Genomic DNA, 16,620 nt, shown 5'->3' on the forward strand with positions numbered 1-16,620 from the left:
ATTCCGACAGCCGTTGGGACTCGCCACTGCCACCGGCCGGCCGCAGGCTGATGCCAAGTCCCCGCCGGCCGCTCCCCCGGCGTACTGAAGGAGAAGCATGAACAAGCATCTGGCCTGGCCGATCGCCATCGCCACTGTCGCGCTGTCCGCGTTCGCGGCGGGTCCCGCCCAGGCCGCCCCGACGCAGGACGCCGCGCCGGCGGCGGTGACCGCCACCACCGAGTCGATCGCCGACCAGGCGCGCCGGTTGCTCGGTCCCGATTTGCTCGCCGCGGCGACTGCCGCCAACGAGCGGCTCGGCATCCACGAGTCCCCCGCGCTGCAGGCCGCCCTGCGGGCCATCGACCCGAGCGCCTACGCATGCGCGCCGAGCACCCCGCTGACCGACTGGGTGGCGGGCACCATCACGGACTGGACCCAGCTCGACAAGGTGTACGCGTACGCCGCCGCGCTGACGAACCTGGCGGGCTACGCGAGCATGGTCAACACCCCGCAGGACTCGCCGTACGGACCGAACGGCGAGTTCACCACCGCGATCACGCACACCTTCCGCGATCTGCGGCCGTTCTGGGACGTCCAGTCGGCCGACATCCAGCTGCGGCCGATGCACAGCGCGATCATGGCCGACCGCGACGCGCTCTACCGGACGTACCGGACCGTGCTGCACCGCAGCGAGTTCGACGCCGCGTACTGGGCCGGTGTGTTCTCCACCTGGGCGTCGCAGCCGAAGTTCCGCGACCACCCGCTGCTCAGCCTGAACGCCTACGCGTTCACCGGCGTGGGTGACCCCGATCCGGCGCTGGCCGCGCTGCCCGACCAGATCGTGATGGGCGACGGCATCCTGCAGGGCTTCCGGGCGGTCGGGCTGGGCGACGTCGCGCCGCAGGCGATCCTGGCGCACGAGTTCGGCCACCACGTCCAGTTCGAGAACAACCTGTTCGACTCGCCGCTGACCGGCCCGGAAGCGACCCGGCGGACCGAACTGATGGCCGACGCGTTCGGCTCCTACTACCTGGCGCACTCCCGCGGCGCGAGCATGCAGTGGAAGCGCGTGCAGCTGTTCACCCAGGTCTTCTACGGCGTCGGCGACTGCGACTTCGGTCATGACGGCCACCACGGCACCCCGAACCAGCGCGCCCGGGCGACGGACTGGGCCTACAACCTGGTCACCAGTGCCCCGAACCAGGGCCACATTCTGCCCAGCCTGACGGTCGCCGCCCGGTTCGACGCGGCGCTGCCGGACCTGGTCGCGCCCGACGCCCACTGACCGGCCCCGGCCCACGCCGGAGCCCCACCCCGCTCGTGGGTGACCGAAACGCCCCACTCCCCTGAGTCGGTCACCCACGAGCCCTCCCCTGCCCAGCTCGACCACCATCGACGTTCTGCCAAGGAGTACGGCATGAAGAAGTCCCTCGCCGGATCCGCGATCCTGCTCGCGCTGACGCTGACCGGCGGATTCGCGGCCACCTCGTCGCCCGCCCTGGCCACCGCCACGGCGTCCACGCAGGCACGGACCGGTACCGACGCGCCCAGCACCGGCGCGGCCCTGAGCCCCGCGGCGACGCTGGCGCTGGCCGACAAACTGAAAGCCCTCGAGCCGGTCGGTCTGCCGACCGCCGAGCTGAAGGAACGGCTCGGCGCCGACGAGCTCGGCACACTCGTCGATGCCGCGCTCAACCCGGCCGACTACGTCTGCAACCCGGCCACACCGGTCCGGGACTGGGTCACGGCACAGAAGGCCGGCTGGACTCCGGAGGATGTCCAGCTGGTCGACGCGATCCGCTGGTACGACCCGATCTTCTACGACGCGCTGCTCTGGCCGGGCGAGGCCGGGGCGCAGTTCGGGGTGAACGGTGAATTCACACTGCCGACCACACACACCTTCCGCGATCTGGGCAAGTTCTGGGACATCCGGGCCGACGGCATCCAGCACCTGGTGCCGCTGCACGGCAGCGTGCTGCTCGACCGGGCCAAGATGTTCCGGATCTTCCGCGTCGCCTACGGCCTGTCGGAGGCGACCTCCACCGCGTACACCGACGAGGTGGTGACCGCGATGAACCAGGCGAAGTTCGGCTTCGGCAACCACCCGTTCTTCAGCTTCAACGCGTTCGCGTTCGCCGGCCAGACCGTACCCGGGTTCGGGGTGATCCCGAGCTCGATCCTGATGGGCGACGGCATCCTGACCGCGTTCCAGGCCCTCGGGTACGACGACGTGACGGCGCAGGCGATCCTGGCCCACGAGTACGGGCACCACATCCAGTTCCAGCGCGGCCTGTTCCAGAGCACGCTGACCGGTCCCGAGGCGACCCGGCGGACCGAGCTGATGGCCGACGCGTTCGCGTCGTACTTCCTCACCCACGCACGGGGCGACGCGCTGCAGTGGAAGCGGATCCGGGAGTTCGACCAGGTCTTCTTCCAGCTCGGCGACTGCAGCTTCGGCTCGACCAACCACCACGGCACGCACAACCAGCGGCTCGCCGCGTCCCAGTGGGGGTACGCCGTGGCGGCCGGCGCGGCGAACCAGGGACACGTGCTGCCGACGCTGACGTTCGCGAGCCGGTTCGACCAGAAGCTGCCGGAACTGGTCGCGCCGGACGCATGAGCACGCGCGGTTGAGTCGCCGCGCCTCGTGGTGTCCACCTCGGGAGACACCACGAGCCGCTAACGTCTGTCCCGTGTCGAACCCCCTGAACGTTGCCCGTCCGGCCGCCGCCGCGTCGCTGATGCTGATCGTCCGGACGATGCTGCTGGCCATCCCGCTGATCACCGTCGCGCTGTGGTTCGTGCTCGCCGCCGATGGGCTCGGCCCGTTCCCGCCGGTCTGGGCGCCGTTGGTGGTGGTGGCCGCGGCCGTCGGCGGGTACTCCGTCTGCGAGCTGATCGGCTTCCGTACGGCACCGCTGGAACACGGTGGACGGCCGGCCGACGTCGAGGCGGAGTCGTGGCGGCGGTTCACCTCCTCGACGTTCCTGCGGTTCGCGATCTGCGAGGCGGTGTTCCTGATCTCGCTGCCGCTCGGCTTCCTCGTCGACAGCTTCTGGGTGGTGCTGATCGGCGCGGTCCTCGCGATTCCGCTGGTGACACTGGAGGTTCTGCCCGGGGCGCGCAACCAGCAGCGCTTCGCCGCGTCGCTCGAGGCCCGCGGCGTTCCGTCGTACTTGACCGGGCGCCCGCAGGACTACTGACCGGCTGCTGTGCGGTAGACCAGGCAGCCGCGCCTGGTCAGCGCATGCACCCACTCCGGTACGACGGTGAGGTCGAGCCAGCGCAGGTCGAGCTTCTCCAGCGCCGGGAACGCGTCCGGGTCGAGATCCGGCAGCCGGGTGATCCGGTTCGCGCGGAGGTCCAGGTGCCGCAGGTGCGGGAGTCGGCTGAGCGCGACCGGGAAGTCGGTCAGCGTCGCGCCGCGCAGGCTGACCACGCGCAGCTCGGTGAGCTGGTCGAACGTGCCGGGCAGCTCGACCAGCGGGTTGCGGTCGAGGTGGAGTTCGCGCAGTGCCGACAGGTCGCCGTACGAGGTGGGCAGGGTGGTGAGCTGGTTGCCGTAGAGGCGCAGCTCGACGAGCTCGGTCAGGCGTCCGAGCGACTCCGGGACCTCGGTGAGACCGTTGTCGGTGGCACCGAGATACAGCAGCGAGCTCAGTTCGCCCAGGGAGTCGGGCAGAGCCTTCAGGGCGAGATCGCTGACGTAGAGGAACTCCAGGTTGGTCAGCTGCCCCAGCGTCGACGGCAGCGAGGCCAGCGGTTGATGGCTCAGGTCGAGGATCCGTAGCTCGGCGAAGCCGCCGATCCAGTCCGGCAGGCTGGTGAGCTGGTTGCCGTGCAGGTACAGCTCGCGTACGCCGGTGTGCTCGCGCAGCGCCGGGTCGAGCTCCACCAGGCCGGTCTCGCCGAGGTTGACCGTGCGGTTCATCGGCCCGCCATCCAGACCGAGGTCGTCGACCAGATCGTTGTGGCGAGCTGCTCGACCAGAGCGAGGGCGCCGGGCAGCAGGAGCACGCCGCCGACCACCAGCGCCGGGGCGATCAGCAGATTCTCGACCGGGCCGTTGGTGCGGAAGCGCAGCAGCTTCGGCAGGCGGATCTCGTACCAGGTTTCGCCGCGGATCGGCAGCGGCCACAGCCACGGGCAACCGGAACGGGTCAAACTGTCACCGAGGCAGTGCACGAACATGCCGACGGCAACGGCCGCACCGATCCAGCTGCCGATTTCGTCCAGGCCCCCGCGCAAGGCCTCGACGGCCGACGTCCCCGGCAGCCAGGTGCCCGCGATCGTCCACGCGCCGGCCGCGACGACCACCGCCAGCACCCAGTCACCCAGTACGTCGGCCGCGAGGATCAGCCCGAGCAGTGCGATCGCCAGGACCGTGCGCCAGCCGCCGACCGCGCCCGCCGTCGAGGTGGCGAAGCCGAGCAGGACAGCCGCGACCACCGTGTGGCTGAAGTGCCGGTGCTGACCCGTGCTCTTCTCGTCGCGCGGACCCTTGGTCAGCGAGTAGAGCAAGGCGGAGAACGCCCGGATCACACCGGACACGAAGCCCGTCAGCGGTCCGAGCAACCGGGACGCGCTCGCGCCCGGGTGGTCGAGATCGGGCAGCAGCGCGTAGCCCGCGGTCGCGGCGGCGAACGGCACCACCTCGGCCACCGACGTCAGCCCCACCATCGGCGCGACGGCCAGGCCCGCGCACCAGCCGGACAACGCATGCGAACGCCCCATCACGGCGCCCCACCCCCATCTGTCGTGAGGCACCGATTCTTTCAGCGCTCACCGACACAACGGCGCAGGCACCACGGTCACGCGTCGAAGTCGAGTGTGACGTTGGCCGATGTCGGGTGCGACTGGCAGGTCAGCACGTAGCCGGCCCGGATCTCGTCCGGCTCGAGTGCCCAGTTCGTGTCCATCCGGACGCTGCCTTCGACGACCTTCGCCCGGCAGGTCCCGCACACGCCGCCCTTGCACGCGAACGGAGCGTCCGACCGTACGGCGAGCGTCGCGTCGAGCACCGCCTTCGCGTGCTCACCGAGCGGGAACGTCGAGCGCCGTCCGTCGAGGATCACCGTCACCTCGGCGGCGTCCTCGTCGACGGGAGCCTGTTCGACCCGGGCGACCGGCGCCTCGTCGCCGACGTGGAACAGCTCGGCGTGCACCTGCTCGCGCGGCACGCCCTGCTCCAGCAGCAGTTCCTGCGCACCGACGACCATCGCGTACGGCCCGCACAGGAACCACTCGTCGACCGTTTTCACCGGCAGGATCGCGTCGAACATCCGGCGCAGCCGATCGGTGTCGATCCGGCCGTTGAACAGCTCGACCTCGGTGGACTCCCGCGACAGCACGTGCACCAGATGCAGGCGTTCGGCGTACGAGTCCTTGAGGTCGGCCAGCTCGTCGGCGAACATCACCGAGCCCGCGGTCCGGTTGCCGTACAGCAGCGTGACGCGGCTCAGCGGCTCCACCTGGAGGACGGTCGCCACGAGGGACAGCACCGGCGTGATCCCGCTGCCCGCGGCAACGAACGCGTAGTGCTTGTCGTGCTCGGGATCGAACGTCGTACCGAACCGGCCGAGCGGCGTCATCACCTCGAGCGTGTCGCCGGGCTTCAGCTCGTGCGCGGCGTACGAGGAGAAGTCGCCGCCGGGGATCTTCTTCACACCGATCCGCAGCACGCCCGAGCCGGCCGGCGAGCAGATCGAGTAGCTGCGCCGGACGTCCTCCCCGATACGCCGTACGGTCAGGTGCTGGCCGGCGGCGAACTCGTACTCGGCGGCCAGCTCCGGCGGCACGTCGAAGGTGATCGCGACCGCGTCGTCGGTGATCGCGTCGATCGCCTTGACCTTCAGCGGATGGAAGGTCGCGCGGCGCTTCGGCAGTACGGAAGTCATCTAGATCGCCTTGCTGTGCTGGTTTCTCAAAGGTCTTTGAAGTGGTCGAAGGGCTCGCGGCAGGAGTTGCACCGCCACAGCGACTTGCAGGACGTCGACCCGAACCGGCTCAACTCACTGGTGTCCGGCGAACCGCACAGCGGGCACCGGATCGTCAGCGACACGCTCACCGGTCCCCCGACCGCGCGCTTGCCGGTCGGCGGCGCGATCCCGTACTCGGTCAGCTTCGCCTTGCCCGCGTCGCTCATCCAGTCGGTCGTCCAGGCCGGCGACAGCACCGTTTCGACGCGGCCCTCGACGCCGAGGTGGTTCAGCGTCAGCTCGACCTCGTGCCGGATCAGGTCCATCGCCGGGCAGCCCGAGTACGTCGGGGTGATGGTCACGACGACGTCGTCGCCCTCGTGCCGCACGTCCCGCAGGACGCCGAGGTCAGCGATCGTGAGCACCGGTACCTCGGGATCCGCGACCTCACCGACCGCCGCCCAGATCGCTGCGTCCGAAGAACCGTGCGCTACAGCGCTCGCCTCTTCGGACGCAACGGGGTGGCGGGTCACCATGTCGCTCCCGGGTGCGAGCGGGCGACGTGCTGGAGCTCGGCGAGCAGGTAGCCCAGGTGCTCGGTGTGCTTGCCGTCGCGTCCACCGCTGTGCTGGTACGCCGACGTCGGGCGCTCGCAGGTCGACTCGTCGATCACGCGCGTGACCCGGCGTACCCACTCCTGTTCGAGACCGGCCGGGTCGACCGCGACGTCGAGCCGCTGGACCAGCGGGTCGGAGGCGAACATCTCGCCCGTGTACGGCCACAACGCGTCGAGCCCGGCCTGCATCCGGCGGTGACTCTCGTCGGTGCCGTCGCCGAGGCGCAGCACCCACTGCGTGGCGTGGTCGACGTGGTACGCGACCTCCTTGACCGCCTTGCCGGCCACGCCCGCGAGAATTTCGTCGGCCGAGCCCAGGAGCTGTTCGTACAGCAGGTGCTGGTACGTCGCGAAGTACAGCAGGCGGGCCATCGCGTGCCCGAAGTCGCCGTTCGGGAGCTCGCAGAGCTGGAGGTTGAGGAAGTCGCGCTCGTCACGGAAGTAGGCCAGGTCGTCCTCGGTCCGGCCGGCGCCCTCCACCTCGGCGGCGTACTGGAGCAGCGAGCGGGCCTGCCCCAGCTGGTCGAGACCGATGTTGCCCAGAGCAACGTCTTCCTCGAGCTGCGGCGCGGCCGCGATCCACTCGGCGGTCCGCTGCGCCGCGATCAGCGCGTCGTCACCGAGCCGGAGCGTGTAGGTGAAGAGGTCGTTCACAGGTGGTCGACACCTTCCGGGACCTGGTAGAAGGTCGGGTGCCGGTAGACCTTGTCGCCGGCCGGGTCGAAGAACTCGTCCTTCTCGTCCGGGCTCGACGCGGTGATGTCGGACGCGCGGACCACCCAGATCGACACACCTTCCTGGCGGCGGGTGTAGACGTCGCGGGCGTTGCGCAGCGCCATCGTCGCGTCGGGCGCGTGCAGGCTGCCGACGTGCGTGTGCGACAGGCCGCGGCGCGACCGGACGAAAACCTCCCAGAGCGGCTCGATCACGGGGCCTCCCGGTCTGGACTGAGGAGTGGAGGGAGCGAAGCGACCGGAGCGACGAGGGAAGACCGGGAGCCAAGGCCCCGTGATCCGCCGTGCCGGAGGCGCGGCATATGCACTGTCATGCTGCGGTCTCCTGTTCGCGCGCTTGCTTCTCGGCGTACGCCGCGGCGGCCTCGCGGACCCAGGCACCGTCCTCGTGTGCCTTCACCCGGTGGGCGAGCCGCTGCTTGTTGCACGGCCCGTTGCCCTTCACCACCTGGTAGAGCTCCTCGTAGTCGGGCTCGGTGAAGCTGTAGTGGCCCGTCTCCTCGTCGTACCGGAGGTTGTCGTCGGGCACCCGCAGCCCCAGGACGTCGGCCTGCGGCACGGTCATGTCGACGAACCGCTGGCGCAACTCGTCGTTGCTGTGCCGCTTGATCCCCCACGCCATCGACTGCTCCGAGTGCGTCGACGCGGCGTCCGGCGGGCCGAACATCATCAGGCTCGGCCACCACCAGCGGTCCAGCGCGTCCTGCGCCATCGCCTTCTGGGCGTCGGTGCCGTTGCACAACGTGTGCAGGATCTCGAAGCCCTGCCGCTGGTGGAACGACTCCTCCTTGCAGACCCGCACCATCGCCCGCGCGTACGGTCCGTACGAGCAGCGGCACAGCGGGACCTGGTTGACGATCGCGGCGCCGTCGACCAGCCAGCCGATCGCGCCGATGTCGGCCCAGGTCAGCGTCGGGTAGTTGAAGATGCTGGAGTACTTCTGCTTGCCGCTGTGCAGCAGGTCGAGCAGGTCGGCCCGGTCCACGCCGAGCGTTTCGGCCGCGGCGTACAGGTACAGCCCGTGGCCGGCCTCGTCCTGGACCTTGGCCATCAGGATCGCCTTGCGGCGCAACGACGGCGCGCGGCTGATCCAGTTGCCCTCGGGCTGCATGCCGATGATCTCCGAATGCGCGTGCTGGGCGATCTGCCGGATCAGGGTCTTGCGGTAACCCTCCGGCATCGCGTCGCGCGGCTCGATCCGGCCGTCGGCGTCGATGGTGGCCTGGAAGCTGTCCATGCCGTCAGCATAGCCCAGATGTGACACTTATTCGCTAGATCGGACATGAAGTGTCACATGAGCGGACGGTGGCCTCGGCGGCCCGGGCCCACTTCGGTGACTTTCTCCCCAGAGGTGTCCTGCCGATCGGCGTCCCGGTGTGCTTTGCGAGGATGGAGCCCATGAGCAGCGAGTTCGGCGTACCGGAACCTGAGAGCCTGGCAGCGATGCACGGGGAGTCGCCGATCGCGGAGACCAGCGTGCGGCTGGCCCTGCCCGCGGAGGCGAACGCGATCGGCGAGGTGCAGGTCGCGGCATGGCGCCGGGCGTACGAAGGAGTACTGCCGGCCGACGTACTGCTCGATCTGAACCCGGCGCAGTTCGCCGCGCAGTGGCGGGCCGCCCTGCTGTCACCCGGCGAGGCCCGCAACCGGGTGCTGGTCGCCCTCGCCGGCCGCGACCTGGTCGGCTTCGCCGCGATCACACCCTCCGATGACCCGGACGGCGATCCCCGCAAGGACGCGCTGATCGCCGAACTGGCCGTCAAGCCGGAAGCGACCCGCGCCGGCCACGGCTCCCGCCTGCTGAACGCCGTCGTCGACACGGCGCGCGCCGACGGGTTCAGCCGCGTCACCGTCTGGGTCACCTCCACCGACGACGTCCTGCGCGCCTTCTACACCGACGCCGGCTGGGCCCCCGACGGCGCCCACCGCGAGCTCGACCTGTACGGCGACGGCAGCGTGCGCATCAAGCAGGTCCGCCTGCACGCCGCGCCGGGTACCGACGACTAGGGCGTGAGAGACACGCCCTAGTCCCAGCGGCTGCGCAACCACTTCACCGTCGCCTCGCCCGACCGGGCTGCCGGGCCCGCATGCGGCGCGTCGTTTCGTCGGCCGGCTGACTCGCGGCGTGCAGCCAGTACGACGCCAGTGCGACCAGGAACGCGTCAACGGCCACGGGATCAGCAGCGGCTCCTCGGCTCGACCGCAGAAGTAGCTTGTCCGCGTCAACCCGCCGATCCTTCCGGGCGCCACCGAATTGGCTCAGGCCGGCGAGGGACTCAAGGTGAAGCGGCGACGATAGCTGCTCGGCGTGAGCCCGGTACTGCGTTTGAGTTGCAGGCGAAGGTTGGTGGCCGTGCCCAGCCCGGAGCGGCGGGCGATGTGGTCCAGGCCGGATTCGCCGCGTTCGAGCAGGCGGCAGGCGAGGGCGACGCGTTCGGTGGTGAGCCAGCCGAGCGGAGTCGTCCCGAGCTCGGACTGGAAACGCCGGTGGAGTGTGGCCGGGCTGACGCCCGCGCGGTCGGCGAGGCCCGTCACGGTGAGCGGCTGGTCGAGGTGGGCGCGGGCCCAGTCGAGCAAGGGTGCGAGGGACGTGTCCGCCACGGCCGGGACCGGCTGGTCGATGAACTGGCGTTGACCGCCCTCGCGGTGGGCGGTGAACACGAGCCGGCGACTGACGGCGTTCGCGACCTCGGCGCCGTGGTCGGTGCGGATCAGGTGCAGGCCGAGATCCAGGGCGGCCGCGCTGCCGGCCGCCGTATAGACGTTGCCGTCAGCAACAAAGAGGACGTCCGGCTGGAGCTCGACCGCCGGGAACATCCGCTCGAACGCCGAGGTCCAGCGCCAGTGGGTTGTGGCCCGGCGGCCGTCGAGCACCCCGGCCGCCGCCAGCGTGAAGGCGCCGGTGCAGAAGCTGACCAACCGGGCACCGCGCGCGGCGGCCCGGCGTACGGCGTCGAGAACCGCGGGCGACGGCGGCTCCTCCGGGTCCGGCCGGTTCGGGACGATCACCGTGTCGGCGGTCTCGACCTCACTCAGATCTCCGACGCCGCTGAGCGTGAAGAAGCCGTGATGCATGCGCGTCTCGGGCTCGGGCGTGCAGAGCGCGAAGTCGTACCAGGGCCGGTCGAGCTCCGGCCTACGCAAACCGAACAACTCCGTCGCCACGCCCAACTCGAACGGGTTGGACCCGGCGTCGGCGATCATGACAACCCGAGGCTGCGAGGATTCTTTCGGCACGTGCCATTTCTAGCACTCACTCGGCCGCCCGACCATCGGCAAAGCTGAGCTCATGAACGAACCAGTCGACCTGCACACCGTCCTGAAGACCTTCGACGACCTCTGGAGCCCGCGGATCGCCGCCCGGCTGAACGACTACGACGTCCGCGTGACCAAGGTCGCCGGCTCCTTCATCTGGCACCTGCACGAGACGACCGACGAGCTGTTCCTGGTGCTCGACGGCGAACTCGGCATCGGCCTGCGCGACCCCGACGAGCGGACCGTCACCCTCTCCCCCGGGTCGCTCTTCGTCGTCCCCCGCGGCATCGAGCACCGCCCCTTCTCCGACGGCGGCGCGTCCATCGTCGTGATCGAGCCCGCCGGCATCCCCACCACCGGCGACCGGCACGAGGAGATCCCCGAGCACATCAAGACCCACACCGGCCTCACACTGGAGCCGTGACCTGGACACCGCCGGAGACCCGAGAGCTCTCTCATGACGCCAGAGTCCTGCGGTACTGCGTCTACGGCAGACCTGACGGAACACCGGTGGTTTCACTGCACGGTACGCCGGGGACCCGCTGGGAGCGCCCGGATGTCGTTGCCGCGATCGACGATTCCGGCCTGCGCGTCCTGATCCCCGGCCGTCCGGGCTACGGCTCGACGCGCCACCGGGGCCGATCGGTGGCCGATATCGCGGACGACGTCCGGAGACTGGCTGACGCGGAGGGGTGGGCCCGGTTCGCCGTCACCGGATTCTCCGGAGGTGCGCCGCACGCGCTGGCGTGTGCGGCGTTGCTGCCCGACCGGGTGACACGGTGCAGCACGGTTGCAGGCATCGGCCCGCTGGACGAGCTCCACCTGGACTGGGCAGCCGACGCCCGCCGAGGCGAGCAGTACCTGCGAATCCACCTGGCCCGCCGAGCAACCGAACTGCTTGCGAGGCTCGATGGCCGGCCCGGTGCTGAGTCCGGCGGCAGCCGCCCAGACGACAACGGCCGTCGCCGACGGCTGCACGCCAGCCTCGTCGACGGGCTGGACGGCTGGATCGACGACTACCTCGCGCTGGTCCGCCCGTGGGGCTTCGACGTCGGCGCGATCCAGGTCCCGGTGTCGGTCTGGTACGGCTCGGACGACACCAACAGCACGCTCGACCACACGAACTGGCTGCTCACCCACATCCCCGGTGCGGTTCCCCGCCGCTACCCCGGCGACCACGACCCGCCCGACGCCGTACAGCGCGCCATCTTCGCCGAGCTCAGCGCCGCCTGACCCAGCTGCGTCTGGAACCACTCGCCGCCCTCAATCCCGGGCGCGACAGAGATCCCGCAGCAGGCAGATCTCCGCGCCGTGGTGGATCGTCTCGCGGTTGATGTGTGCGATCAGCGCGAGCATCGAGTCGTCGGCGTACGGGCCGCCCTTCGGGCCCAACGGGCGGGCCAGCGCCTCCTCGTCGAGCGAACGAATGCCGTCGTGCCACCGGGCGTACCAGTGGTCGAGGAACTTCAGCCCGGCGTCGGCGGTCGCCGGCAACTCGGCCGGGATCTGCCGTGGATCGAACATGTCGGCGTCCGCGGGCGTCGTGCCGTCGTTGAAGAAGGCGTTCGCACGCACCGCGAAGCACCCGACGGCGATGTGCGCCATCCGCCACGCGATCGTCGTCACCGGCGGCGGATCCGGCGCCGGGTCCTCCAGGTCGTACGTCACCCGACCGGTCTCGTCGACGCGCAGACTCCAGCTCGGCTGGGCCGGCTCCCAGAAGTACTCCGCGTCGGTCAGCCCGTCGAGCCGAGGTCGCAGATGCACGTCCCAGTAGAACTCCAACTGCCCGATCAGCAGCTCACCGGCTCCCATCACACCCACCTCTCCCAGACGTCGCCTCAACCCTAGGACCCGGCGCCGACAGAACTCCGGTCAGCGTTCGTCGACCAGGTCCAGCCGCTCCACCGTCGCGTCCTGGACGAGCGCGAAGGCCGCCTGCGCCTCCGGCCAAGTCGGCGCCACCGCGGTGACCGCGTCCAGCGCCTCGCCGGACTCCCAGCGCCAGACGTCCAGCCAGGTCTCGTCGTCGACGCGGGCCAGCTTGGTATCGGTCAGGCCGTCGGTGGTCTTGCGCACCGCCTCGATCAGGGCAGCCCGGCGGACCAGCATCTCGTCGACGTCGGTCGGGGTCGCAGCGCCGTTCAGCGTAGGGATCGGCGTGCTTCGCGAAGAGCGGCCCAGCCGTCCGCGACCGGTCCGAGGTGGCCGAGCTTGTCGGGGTTGCTCACCGCATGGATGGTCTGGACCTGCCCGTCGGCGATCTCCAGGGTCCAGACATTGAGGACCTTGCCGTCGCGGTCGCGGAAGATCGCGCCGGGGCGGCCGTTCACCTCGTGTGGCTCCAGGCGGGCGCCGATCCGTGCGAACAGCTCGACGAGGACGGTGAGCACCCGCGCCACGCTGCGGGCACCGAGGTACCGATCGGCCCACTGCGGCCCCTTGCCGCCACCATCGCCGACCAGCTGGACGTCGCCCGCCAGCAGCTCGGTCAGCCCGCGGACGTCTCCTTCCCGGAAGGCCTCCAGGAATCTTCCGGCGAGTGCGTCTCGCTCAGTTCGGTCTGCATCGAACCGAGGCCGTCCAGCGTCCACATGCCGCCGGGCCCGGACGGCGAGTTGGCGGCACGCGGTCTCGGTTCGCCCCACCACCGAGGCGATCTCCGCGAAGCCGAACCCGAACACCTCGCGCAGGACGAACACCGCGCGCTCCAGCGGACTCAACCGCTCGAGAAGGAGCAGGGACGCCATCGACACCGAGTCGGCCAGCTCCGCCGACCGCTCCGGGTCCTGGTAGGGGTCGGTCACCAGGGGCTCGGGGAACCAAGGACCGACGTACTGCTCCCTGCGAACCCGCGCCGAGCGCAGTACGTCGATCGAGATGCGGGTGACCACGGCCGACAGGAACGCCTTGGCCGATCGGGGCGGCTTCGGCGTCGACTCGAACCGCAGCCAGGTCTCCTGGACGGCGTCCTCGGCCTCGCTCACGCTGCCCAGGATCCGGTAGGAGATCGAGAACAGCAGCGGCCGCAACTCCTCGAACTCCATGGCCCTCGTCACGCCGGCTCCGCCTCGAAACCCCGCATCCGCCCACCCCTTCTGACCAGAATCTGTTGCTCCCACACCCAGACACCACGAAGCGGTGATCTGTGACTCCAGCCTGAAATCACCAGGGCACTGGCCCTTCCTCGGCGAAGAACCCTGCGGTCGGCCCGTCCGCGCCGACCGTGGCCAGCCGCACCAGCACAGCGGCGCCCTGCGCGACGGTCAGGAATCCGGTGTGATTGTTGCTGTCGGTGTCGACGAATCCGGGCGCGACCGCGTTCACCAGGATTCCGTCCTTGCGCAGTTCGTTGGCGTACTGCACCGTCAACGCGTTCAGTGCGGTCTTGGACGGCGAGTACGCCGCCGACGACGGCAAGGAAGCCAACGGACCGTCCGGAGCACTGTTGATGGTCAACGAAGCGGCATGACTGGTCACGTTGACGATGCGCGGCTCCGGGGACCTCCGCAACAGTGGCACCATCGCGTTCGTCACCGCGATCACCCCGAACACGTTGGTCTCGAAGACGGCTCGGACCATCTCCAGGTCGACCGTGCTCGGCAGTTGGTCGACGGCGTCCTGGGGCGAGACCTGGCCGGATCCGGTGATCGCCGCGTTGTTGATCAGGACGTCGAGGTGCCCGAACCGTTGCTCGATCTCCCCGGCGGCCCGCTGGATGACGGCTTCGTCGGTGACATCCAGAGTCACCGCATGAACGTCACCACCCGCCGCTCGCAGTGCCGCCGCGGCCTCCTCACCACGCCCCGGGTCCCGTACGCCGAGCAGCACCGTCATCCCCAGGGCGGCGAGTTGCTCGGCCGCCCCTCGCCCGATCCCCTTGTTCGCGCCGGTGACCAACGCAACCTTTCGCTCGCTCACAACCAACTCCTCGTCTTGGGATCCTGCCTTCGGATTCCAAGACGAGACAGCCTGCCCGGCCTGTGACATCCGGCCACGTGGAAGGCGACGAGCCGGGGGTGGTGTTCGACCGCGGGAGGCTGACGTGACAGATTGCGACGGTCCCATCACGAACGGACATCCCTGGAGGATGCATGAAGTTCCGTACCCTGGCCGTTCTCGGCCTCGGTATCAGCCTTCCCGCCCTGCTCGTCGTTCCCGGCTCCGGCGCGACTGCCGCCGTCGAGCCGGCGCCGGTGCTGAACAGACCCCTCTACGTCGCGAACCGCTACCTGGACCAGAAACCGGTCTGGAAGAGCTGCGGCGACCCTGAGTTGCGCGTGACGTGCGCGAAGATCACCGTCCCGCGGGACTGGTGGCACCAGGGATCCCACGCCGACGACATCCAGATCGCGGTCAGCAAGGTCGCGCCGAAGTCCGGCAAGCCGAGCCGGGTCGTTTTCGGCAACCCCGGCGGACCCGGTGGCGCGGGTCTGGGCATGGCGCCGTTCCTGGCCGGCCGTGCCGCGCTCGCCAAGGACCACCTCGCCGTGGGCTTCGACCCCCGCGGCACCGGCGACAGCACGAACGTCAGCTGCGAAGGCGCGCCCGGGTACACGATGGACGCCCGTGACCGCGACCCCGCCAACCTGGACCTGATCGCCGAAGCCACCGAGCTCACCCGCCCGTACTGCGACCGCCAGTCCCGCGGCCTGCTCCCGTACGTCGACACCGCCCAGACCGCGCAGGACATGGACCTGATCCGCCACCTGCTCGGCTACGCGAAGATCGACTACGTCGGGTACTCGGCCGGCACCTGGCTCGGCGCCTACTACCAGACCTTCTTCCCCGAGCACGTCGGCCGCTTCGTGCTCGACTCGAACACCGACTTCACGCGGCCCTGGCTGGACACGTTCGTCGCCCAGCCGCAGGCCTTCGAGCGCCGGTTCCGCGAGGACTTCGCGCCCTGGGCGGCCAAGTACGACAGCGAGCTGAAACTCGGCAACACTCCGCGTCTGGTGCTGCGCACCTACGAACGCCTGCGCGCCGACCTGAAAAAGCAGCCCGCGGTCGAGGAATACCTCGACGGCTCGGTGAAGATCAGCTACGACCAGAACACGCTCGACAACCTCGTGATCGGCGATATGTATACAAAGGCGGATTTCTACAGTCTCGCCGTTGATCTCGCCTTTCTCCGCGACCTGTCCAAGGCCCAGAGCACCGGCGGCCCGCGCGCCGCGCAGCGCCAGGTCGACGCCCTGCCGGTCGAGCGGCAGCGGCAACTCGTCCAGCGTGCGTCGCGGCCGGCCGTCGGACTGAGCCCGTTCAGCCGGCCGTTCGCGGACGACGCGCAGCAGGCCACCTTCACCGCCGTCACCTGCAACGACAGCGACTGGCCGCAGGGCCGCGAGTACGGCGAACTCCTGTCCGCGCGCCTCGGCCCGCACTACCCGCTGCTCGGCTGGGGCATGAACCAGAACCCCTGCCTGGCCTGGGATCAGCCGCGCCGCACCCTGCCGACACCGACCGGCGCCGGACTGCCGACGACCCTGATGGTCCAGTCGGTGCACGACCCGGCGACCAACGTCGTACTGGCTCGGTCGGCCCATCAGCGGTACGCCGGTTCGCGACTGATCACGATCGCCGGCGAGGGCGACCACGGCATCTACGGCGGCGTGAACAAGTGCGCCGACAAGCTGGTCGACGCCTTCCTCGGCTCGGGTCGCGCGCCGGCCAAGGACACCACCTGTCAGGGCGAGGGACTGCCCGCACCGACGATGCCGCCTCCGCCGGAAGGCGGCGAAGGCGCACCATTGCACCGGATCGCCGGATTCACCCGCAACCTTTCCGGTTATCTGCACTGAATTCCGGCCGGGACCGGGTGAACAGGCCCGAATTCAACGGAATTTCCGGTACGGACTGCCAGGTCGTGGTCACACTGCGCGAAAACAACCCGACGCTTTCGTTGTCACCACCGCTTTGTCAGGGCGATGTCAGGGTTGCGTCCCTGTGCGACGGAGCGTGACCAGGACAACCTGGAGTCAGCGCGGGAGAACCGAACGTCGACGGGGAGGGCCGGCGATCGGGGGACATCGCCGACGCGGCTTCGGCCGGCTGTGGGGTGGGGGGACTGCCTGGGGGGTCAGACAGGGAACACAGCCGGCCGGGCCCACGT

The 16,620-nt window shown here is 69.9% G+C and carries 19 protein-coding genes; 7 read left to right on the forward strand and 12 right to left on the reverse strand.

Annotated features, from left to right (window positions below):
* Positions 1-97: 97 nt before the first annotated feature.
* The 3 genes from BWI15_RS24080 to BWI15_RS24090 all read left to right on the forward strand — a co-directional run bounded on the left by BWI15_RS24080 (position 98) and on the right by BWI15_RS24090 (position 3,185).
* Positions 98-1,267 (forward strand): hypothetical protein, encoded by a 1,170-nt coding sequence (locus BWI15_RS24080; RefSeq protein ID WP_077016719.1) that lies wholly within the window; start codon positions 98-100, stop codon positions 1,265-1,267.
* A 132-nt stretch (positions 1,268-1,399) separates the two neighbouring features.
* A complete protein-coding gene (locus BWI15_RS24085; protein ID WP_077016720.1) occupies positions 1,400-2,602 on the forward strand; it encodes a hypothetical protein in 1,203 nt (400 codons plus the stop codon).
* Between the two features lie 73 nt (positions 2,603-2,675).
* Positions 2,676-3,185, forward strand: coding sequence for a hypothetical protein (locus tag BWI15_RS24090; RefSeq protein ID WP_077016721.1), 510 nt, complete (start codon positions 2,676-2,678; stop codon positions 3,183-3,185).
* Here the strand turns inward: BWI15_RS24090 and BWI15_RS24095 are convergent.
* The 7 genes from BWI15_RS24095 to paaA all read right to left on the reverse strand — a co-directional run bounded on the left by BWI15_RS24095 (position 3,179) and on the right by paaA (position 8,487).
* Positions 3,179-3,913 carry a leucine-rich repeat domain-containing protein gene (locus BWI15_RS24095; RefSeq protein ID WP_077016722.1) on the reverse strand — a complete coding sequence of 245 codons (735 nt, stop codon included), beginning with the start codon at positions 3,911-3,913 and terminating at the stop codon, positions 3,179-3,181. The genes BWI15_RS24090 and BWI15_RS24095 overlap by 7 nt on opposite strands.
* Entirely contained in the window at positions 3,910-4,716 is an 807-nt protein-coding gene (locus tag BWI15_RS24100; RefSeq protein ID WP_077016723.1) for a metal-dependent hydrolase, read from the reverse strand. Before BWI15_RS24100 ends, BWI15_RS24095 begins: the two co-directional genes overlap by 4 nt.
* Positions 4,717-4,793: 77 nt before the next feature.
* Complete coding sequence (paaE, locus tag BWI15_RS24105; protein WP_077016724.1) at positions 4,794-5,879, reverse strand: 1,2-phenylacetyl-CoA epoxidase subunit PaaE; 1,086 nt, start codon at positions 5,877-5,879, stop codon at positions 4,794-4,796.
* 26 nt (positions 5,880-5,905) lie between these two features.
* Positions 5,906-6,436 (reverse strand): 1,2-phenylacetyl-CoA epoxidase subunit PaaD, encoded by a 531-nt coding sequence (paaD, locus tag BWI15_RS24110; RefSeq protein WP_077016725.1) that lies wholly within the window; start codon positions 6,434-6,436, stop codon positions 5,906-5,908.
* Positions 6,430-7,170 carry a 1,2-phenylacetyl-CoA epoxidase subunit PaaC gene (gene paaC, locus BWI15_RS24115; RefSeq protein WP_077016726.1) on the reverse strand — a complete coding sequence of 247 codons (741 nt, stop codon included), beginning with the start codon at positions 7,168-7,170 and terminating at the stop codon, positions 6,430-6,432. Before paaC ends, paaD begins: the two co-directional genes overlap by 7 nt.
* Entirely contained in the window at positions 7,167-7,445 is a 279-nt protein-coding gene (gene paaB, locus BWI15_RS24120; protein WP_077016727.1) for a 1,2-phenylacetyl-CoA epoxidase subunit PaaB, read from the reverse strand. The genes paaC and paaB overlap by 4 nt, the downstream gene beginning before the upstream one ends.
* A gap of 115 nt (positions 7,446-7,560) precedes the next feature.
* On the reverse strand, positions 7,561-8,487 hold the full coding sequence (gene paaA, locus BWI15_RS24125; RefSeq protein ID WP_077016728.1) for a 1,2-phenylacetyl-CoA epoxidase subunit PaaA: 927 nt from the start codon (positions 8,485-8,487) through the stop codon (positions 7,561-7,563).
* 161 nt (positions 8,488-8,648) lie between these two features.
* On the opposite strand from paaA, the gene BWI15_RS24130 reads away from it, so the two are divergent.
* The gene (locus tag BWI15_RS24130; protein ID WP_083750970.1) at positions 8,649-9,257 is read left to right on the forward strand and encodes a GNAT family N-acetyltransferase; all 609 of its coding nucleotides are present in this window, start codon (positions 8,649-8,651) and stop codon (positions 9,255-9,257) included.
* A gap of 252 nt (positions 9,258-9,509) precedes the next feature.
* Here BWI15_RS24130 and BWI15_RS24135 read toward each other — a convergent pair whose 3' ends face one another.
* Positions 9,510-10,454 carry a GlxA family transcriptional regulator gene (locus BWI15_RS24135; protein WP_143465794.1) on the reverse strand — a complete coding sequence of 315 codons (945 nt, stop codon included), beginning with the start codon at positions 10,452-10,454 and terminating at the stop codon, positions 9,510-9,512.
* An 85-nt stretch (positions 10,455-10,539) separates the two neighbouring features.
* On the opposite strand from BWI15_RS24135, the gene BWI15_RS24140 reads away from it, so the two are divergent.
* On the forward strand, positions 10,540-10,929 hold the full coding sequence (locus BWI15_RS24140) for a cupin domain-containing protein (protein ID WP_077016730.1): 390 nt from the start codon (positions 10,540-10,542) through the stop codon (positions 10,927-10,929).
* An 86-nt stretch (positions 10,930-11,015) separates the two neighbouring features.
* Positions 11,016-11,738: an alpha/beta fold hydrolase gene (locus BWI15_RS24145; RefSeq protein WP_168197363.1), complete on the forward strand. Its 723-nt coding sequence runs from the start codon at positions 11,016-11,018 to the stop codon at positions 11,736-11,738.
* A 30-nt stretch (positions 11,739-11,768) separates the two neighbouring features.
* On the opposite strand, the gene BWI15_RS24150 is transcribed toward BWI15_RS24145, so the two are convergent.
* From BWI15_RS24150 to BWI15_RS24165, 4 genes are all read right to left on the reverse strand, one after another.
* On the reverse strand, positions 11,769-12,320 hold the full coding sequence (locus tag BWI15_RS24150) for a DinB family protein (RefSeq protein ID WP_077016732.1): 552 nt from the start codon (positions 12,318-12,320) through the stop codon (positions 11,769-11,771).
* Between the two features lie 60 nt (positions 12,321-12,380).
* The gene (locus BWI15_RS24155) at positions 12,381-12,617 is read right to left on the reverse strand and encodes a hypothetical protein (protein ID WP_077016733.1); all 237 of its coding nucleotides are present in this window, start codon (positions 12,615-12,617) and stop codon (positions 12,381-12,383) included.
* A 32-nt stretch (positions 12,618-12,649) separates the two neighbouring features.
* A complete protein-coding gene (locus tag BWI15_RS24160) occupies positions 12,650-13,564 on the reverse strand; it encodes an RNA polymerase sigma-70 factor (RefSeq protein ID WP_077016734.1) in 915 nt (304 codons plus the stop codon).
* A 106-nt stretch (positions 13,565-13,670) separates the two neighbouring features.
* Entirely contained in the window at positions 13,671-14,426 is a 756-nt protein-coding gene (locus tag BWI15_RS24165) for an SDR family NAD(P)-dependent oxidoreductase (protein WP_237771433.1), read from the reverse strand.
* Between the two features lie 173 nt (positions 14,427-14,599).
* Between BWI15_RS24165 and BWI15_RS24170 the strand changes: the two genes are divergently transcribed.
* Entirely contained in the window at positions 14,600-16,309 is a 1,710-nt protein-coding gene (locus BWI15_RS24170; RefSeq protein WP_077016736.1) for an alpha/beta hydrolase, read from the forward strand.
* The last annotated feature ends 311 nt before the right edge of the window (positions 16,310-16,620 follow it).

This window comes from Kribbella sp. ALI-6-A, from assembly GCF_001984195.1.
Lineage (GTDB): Bacteria > Actinomycetota > Actinomycetes > Propionibacteriales > Kribbellaceae > Kribbella.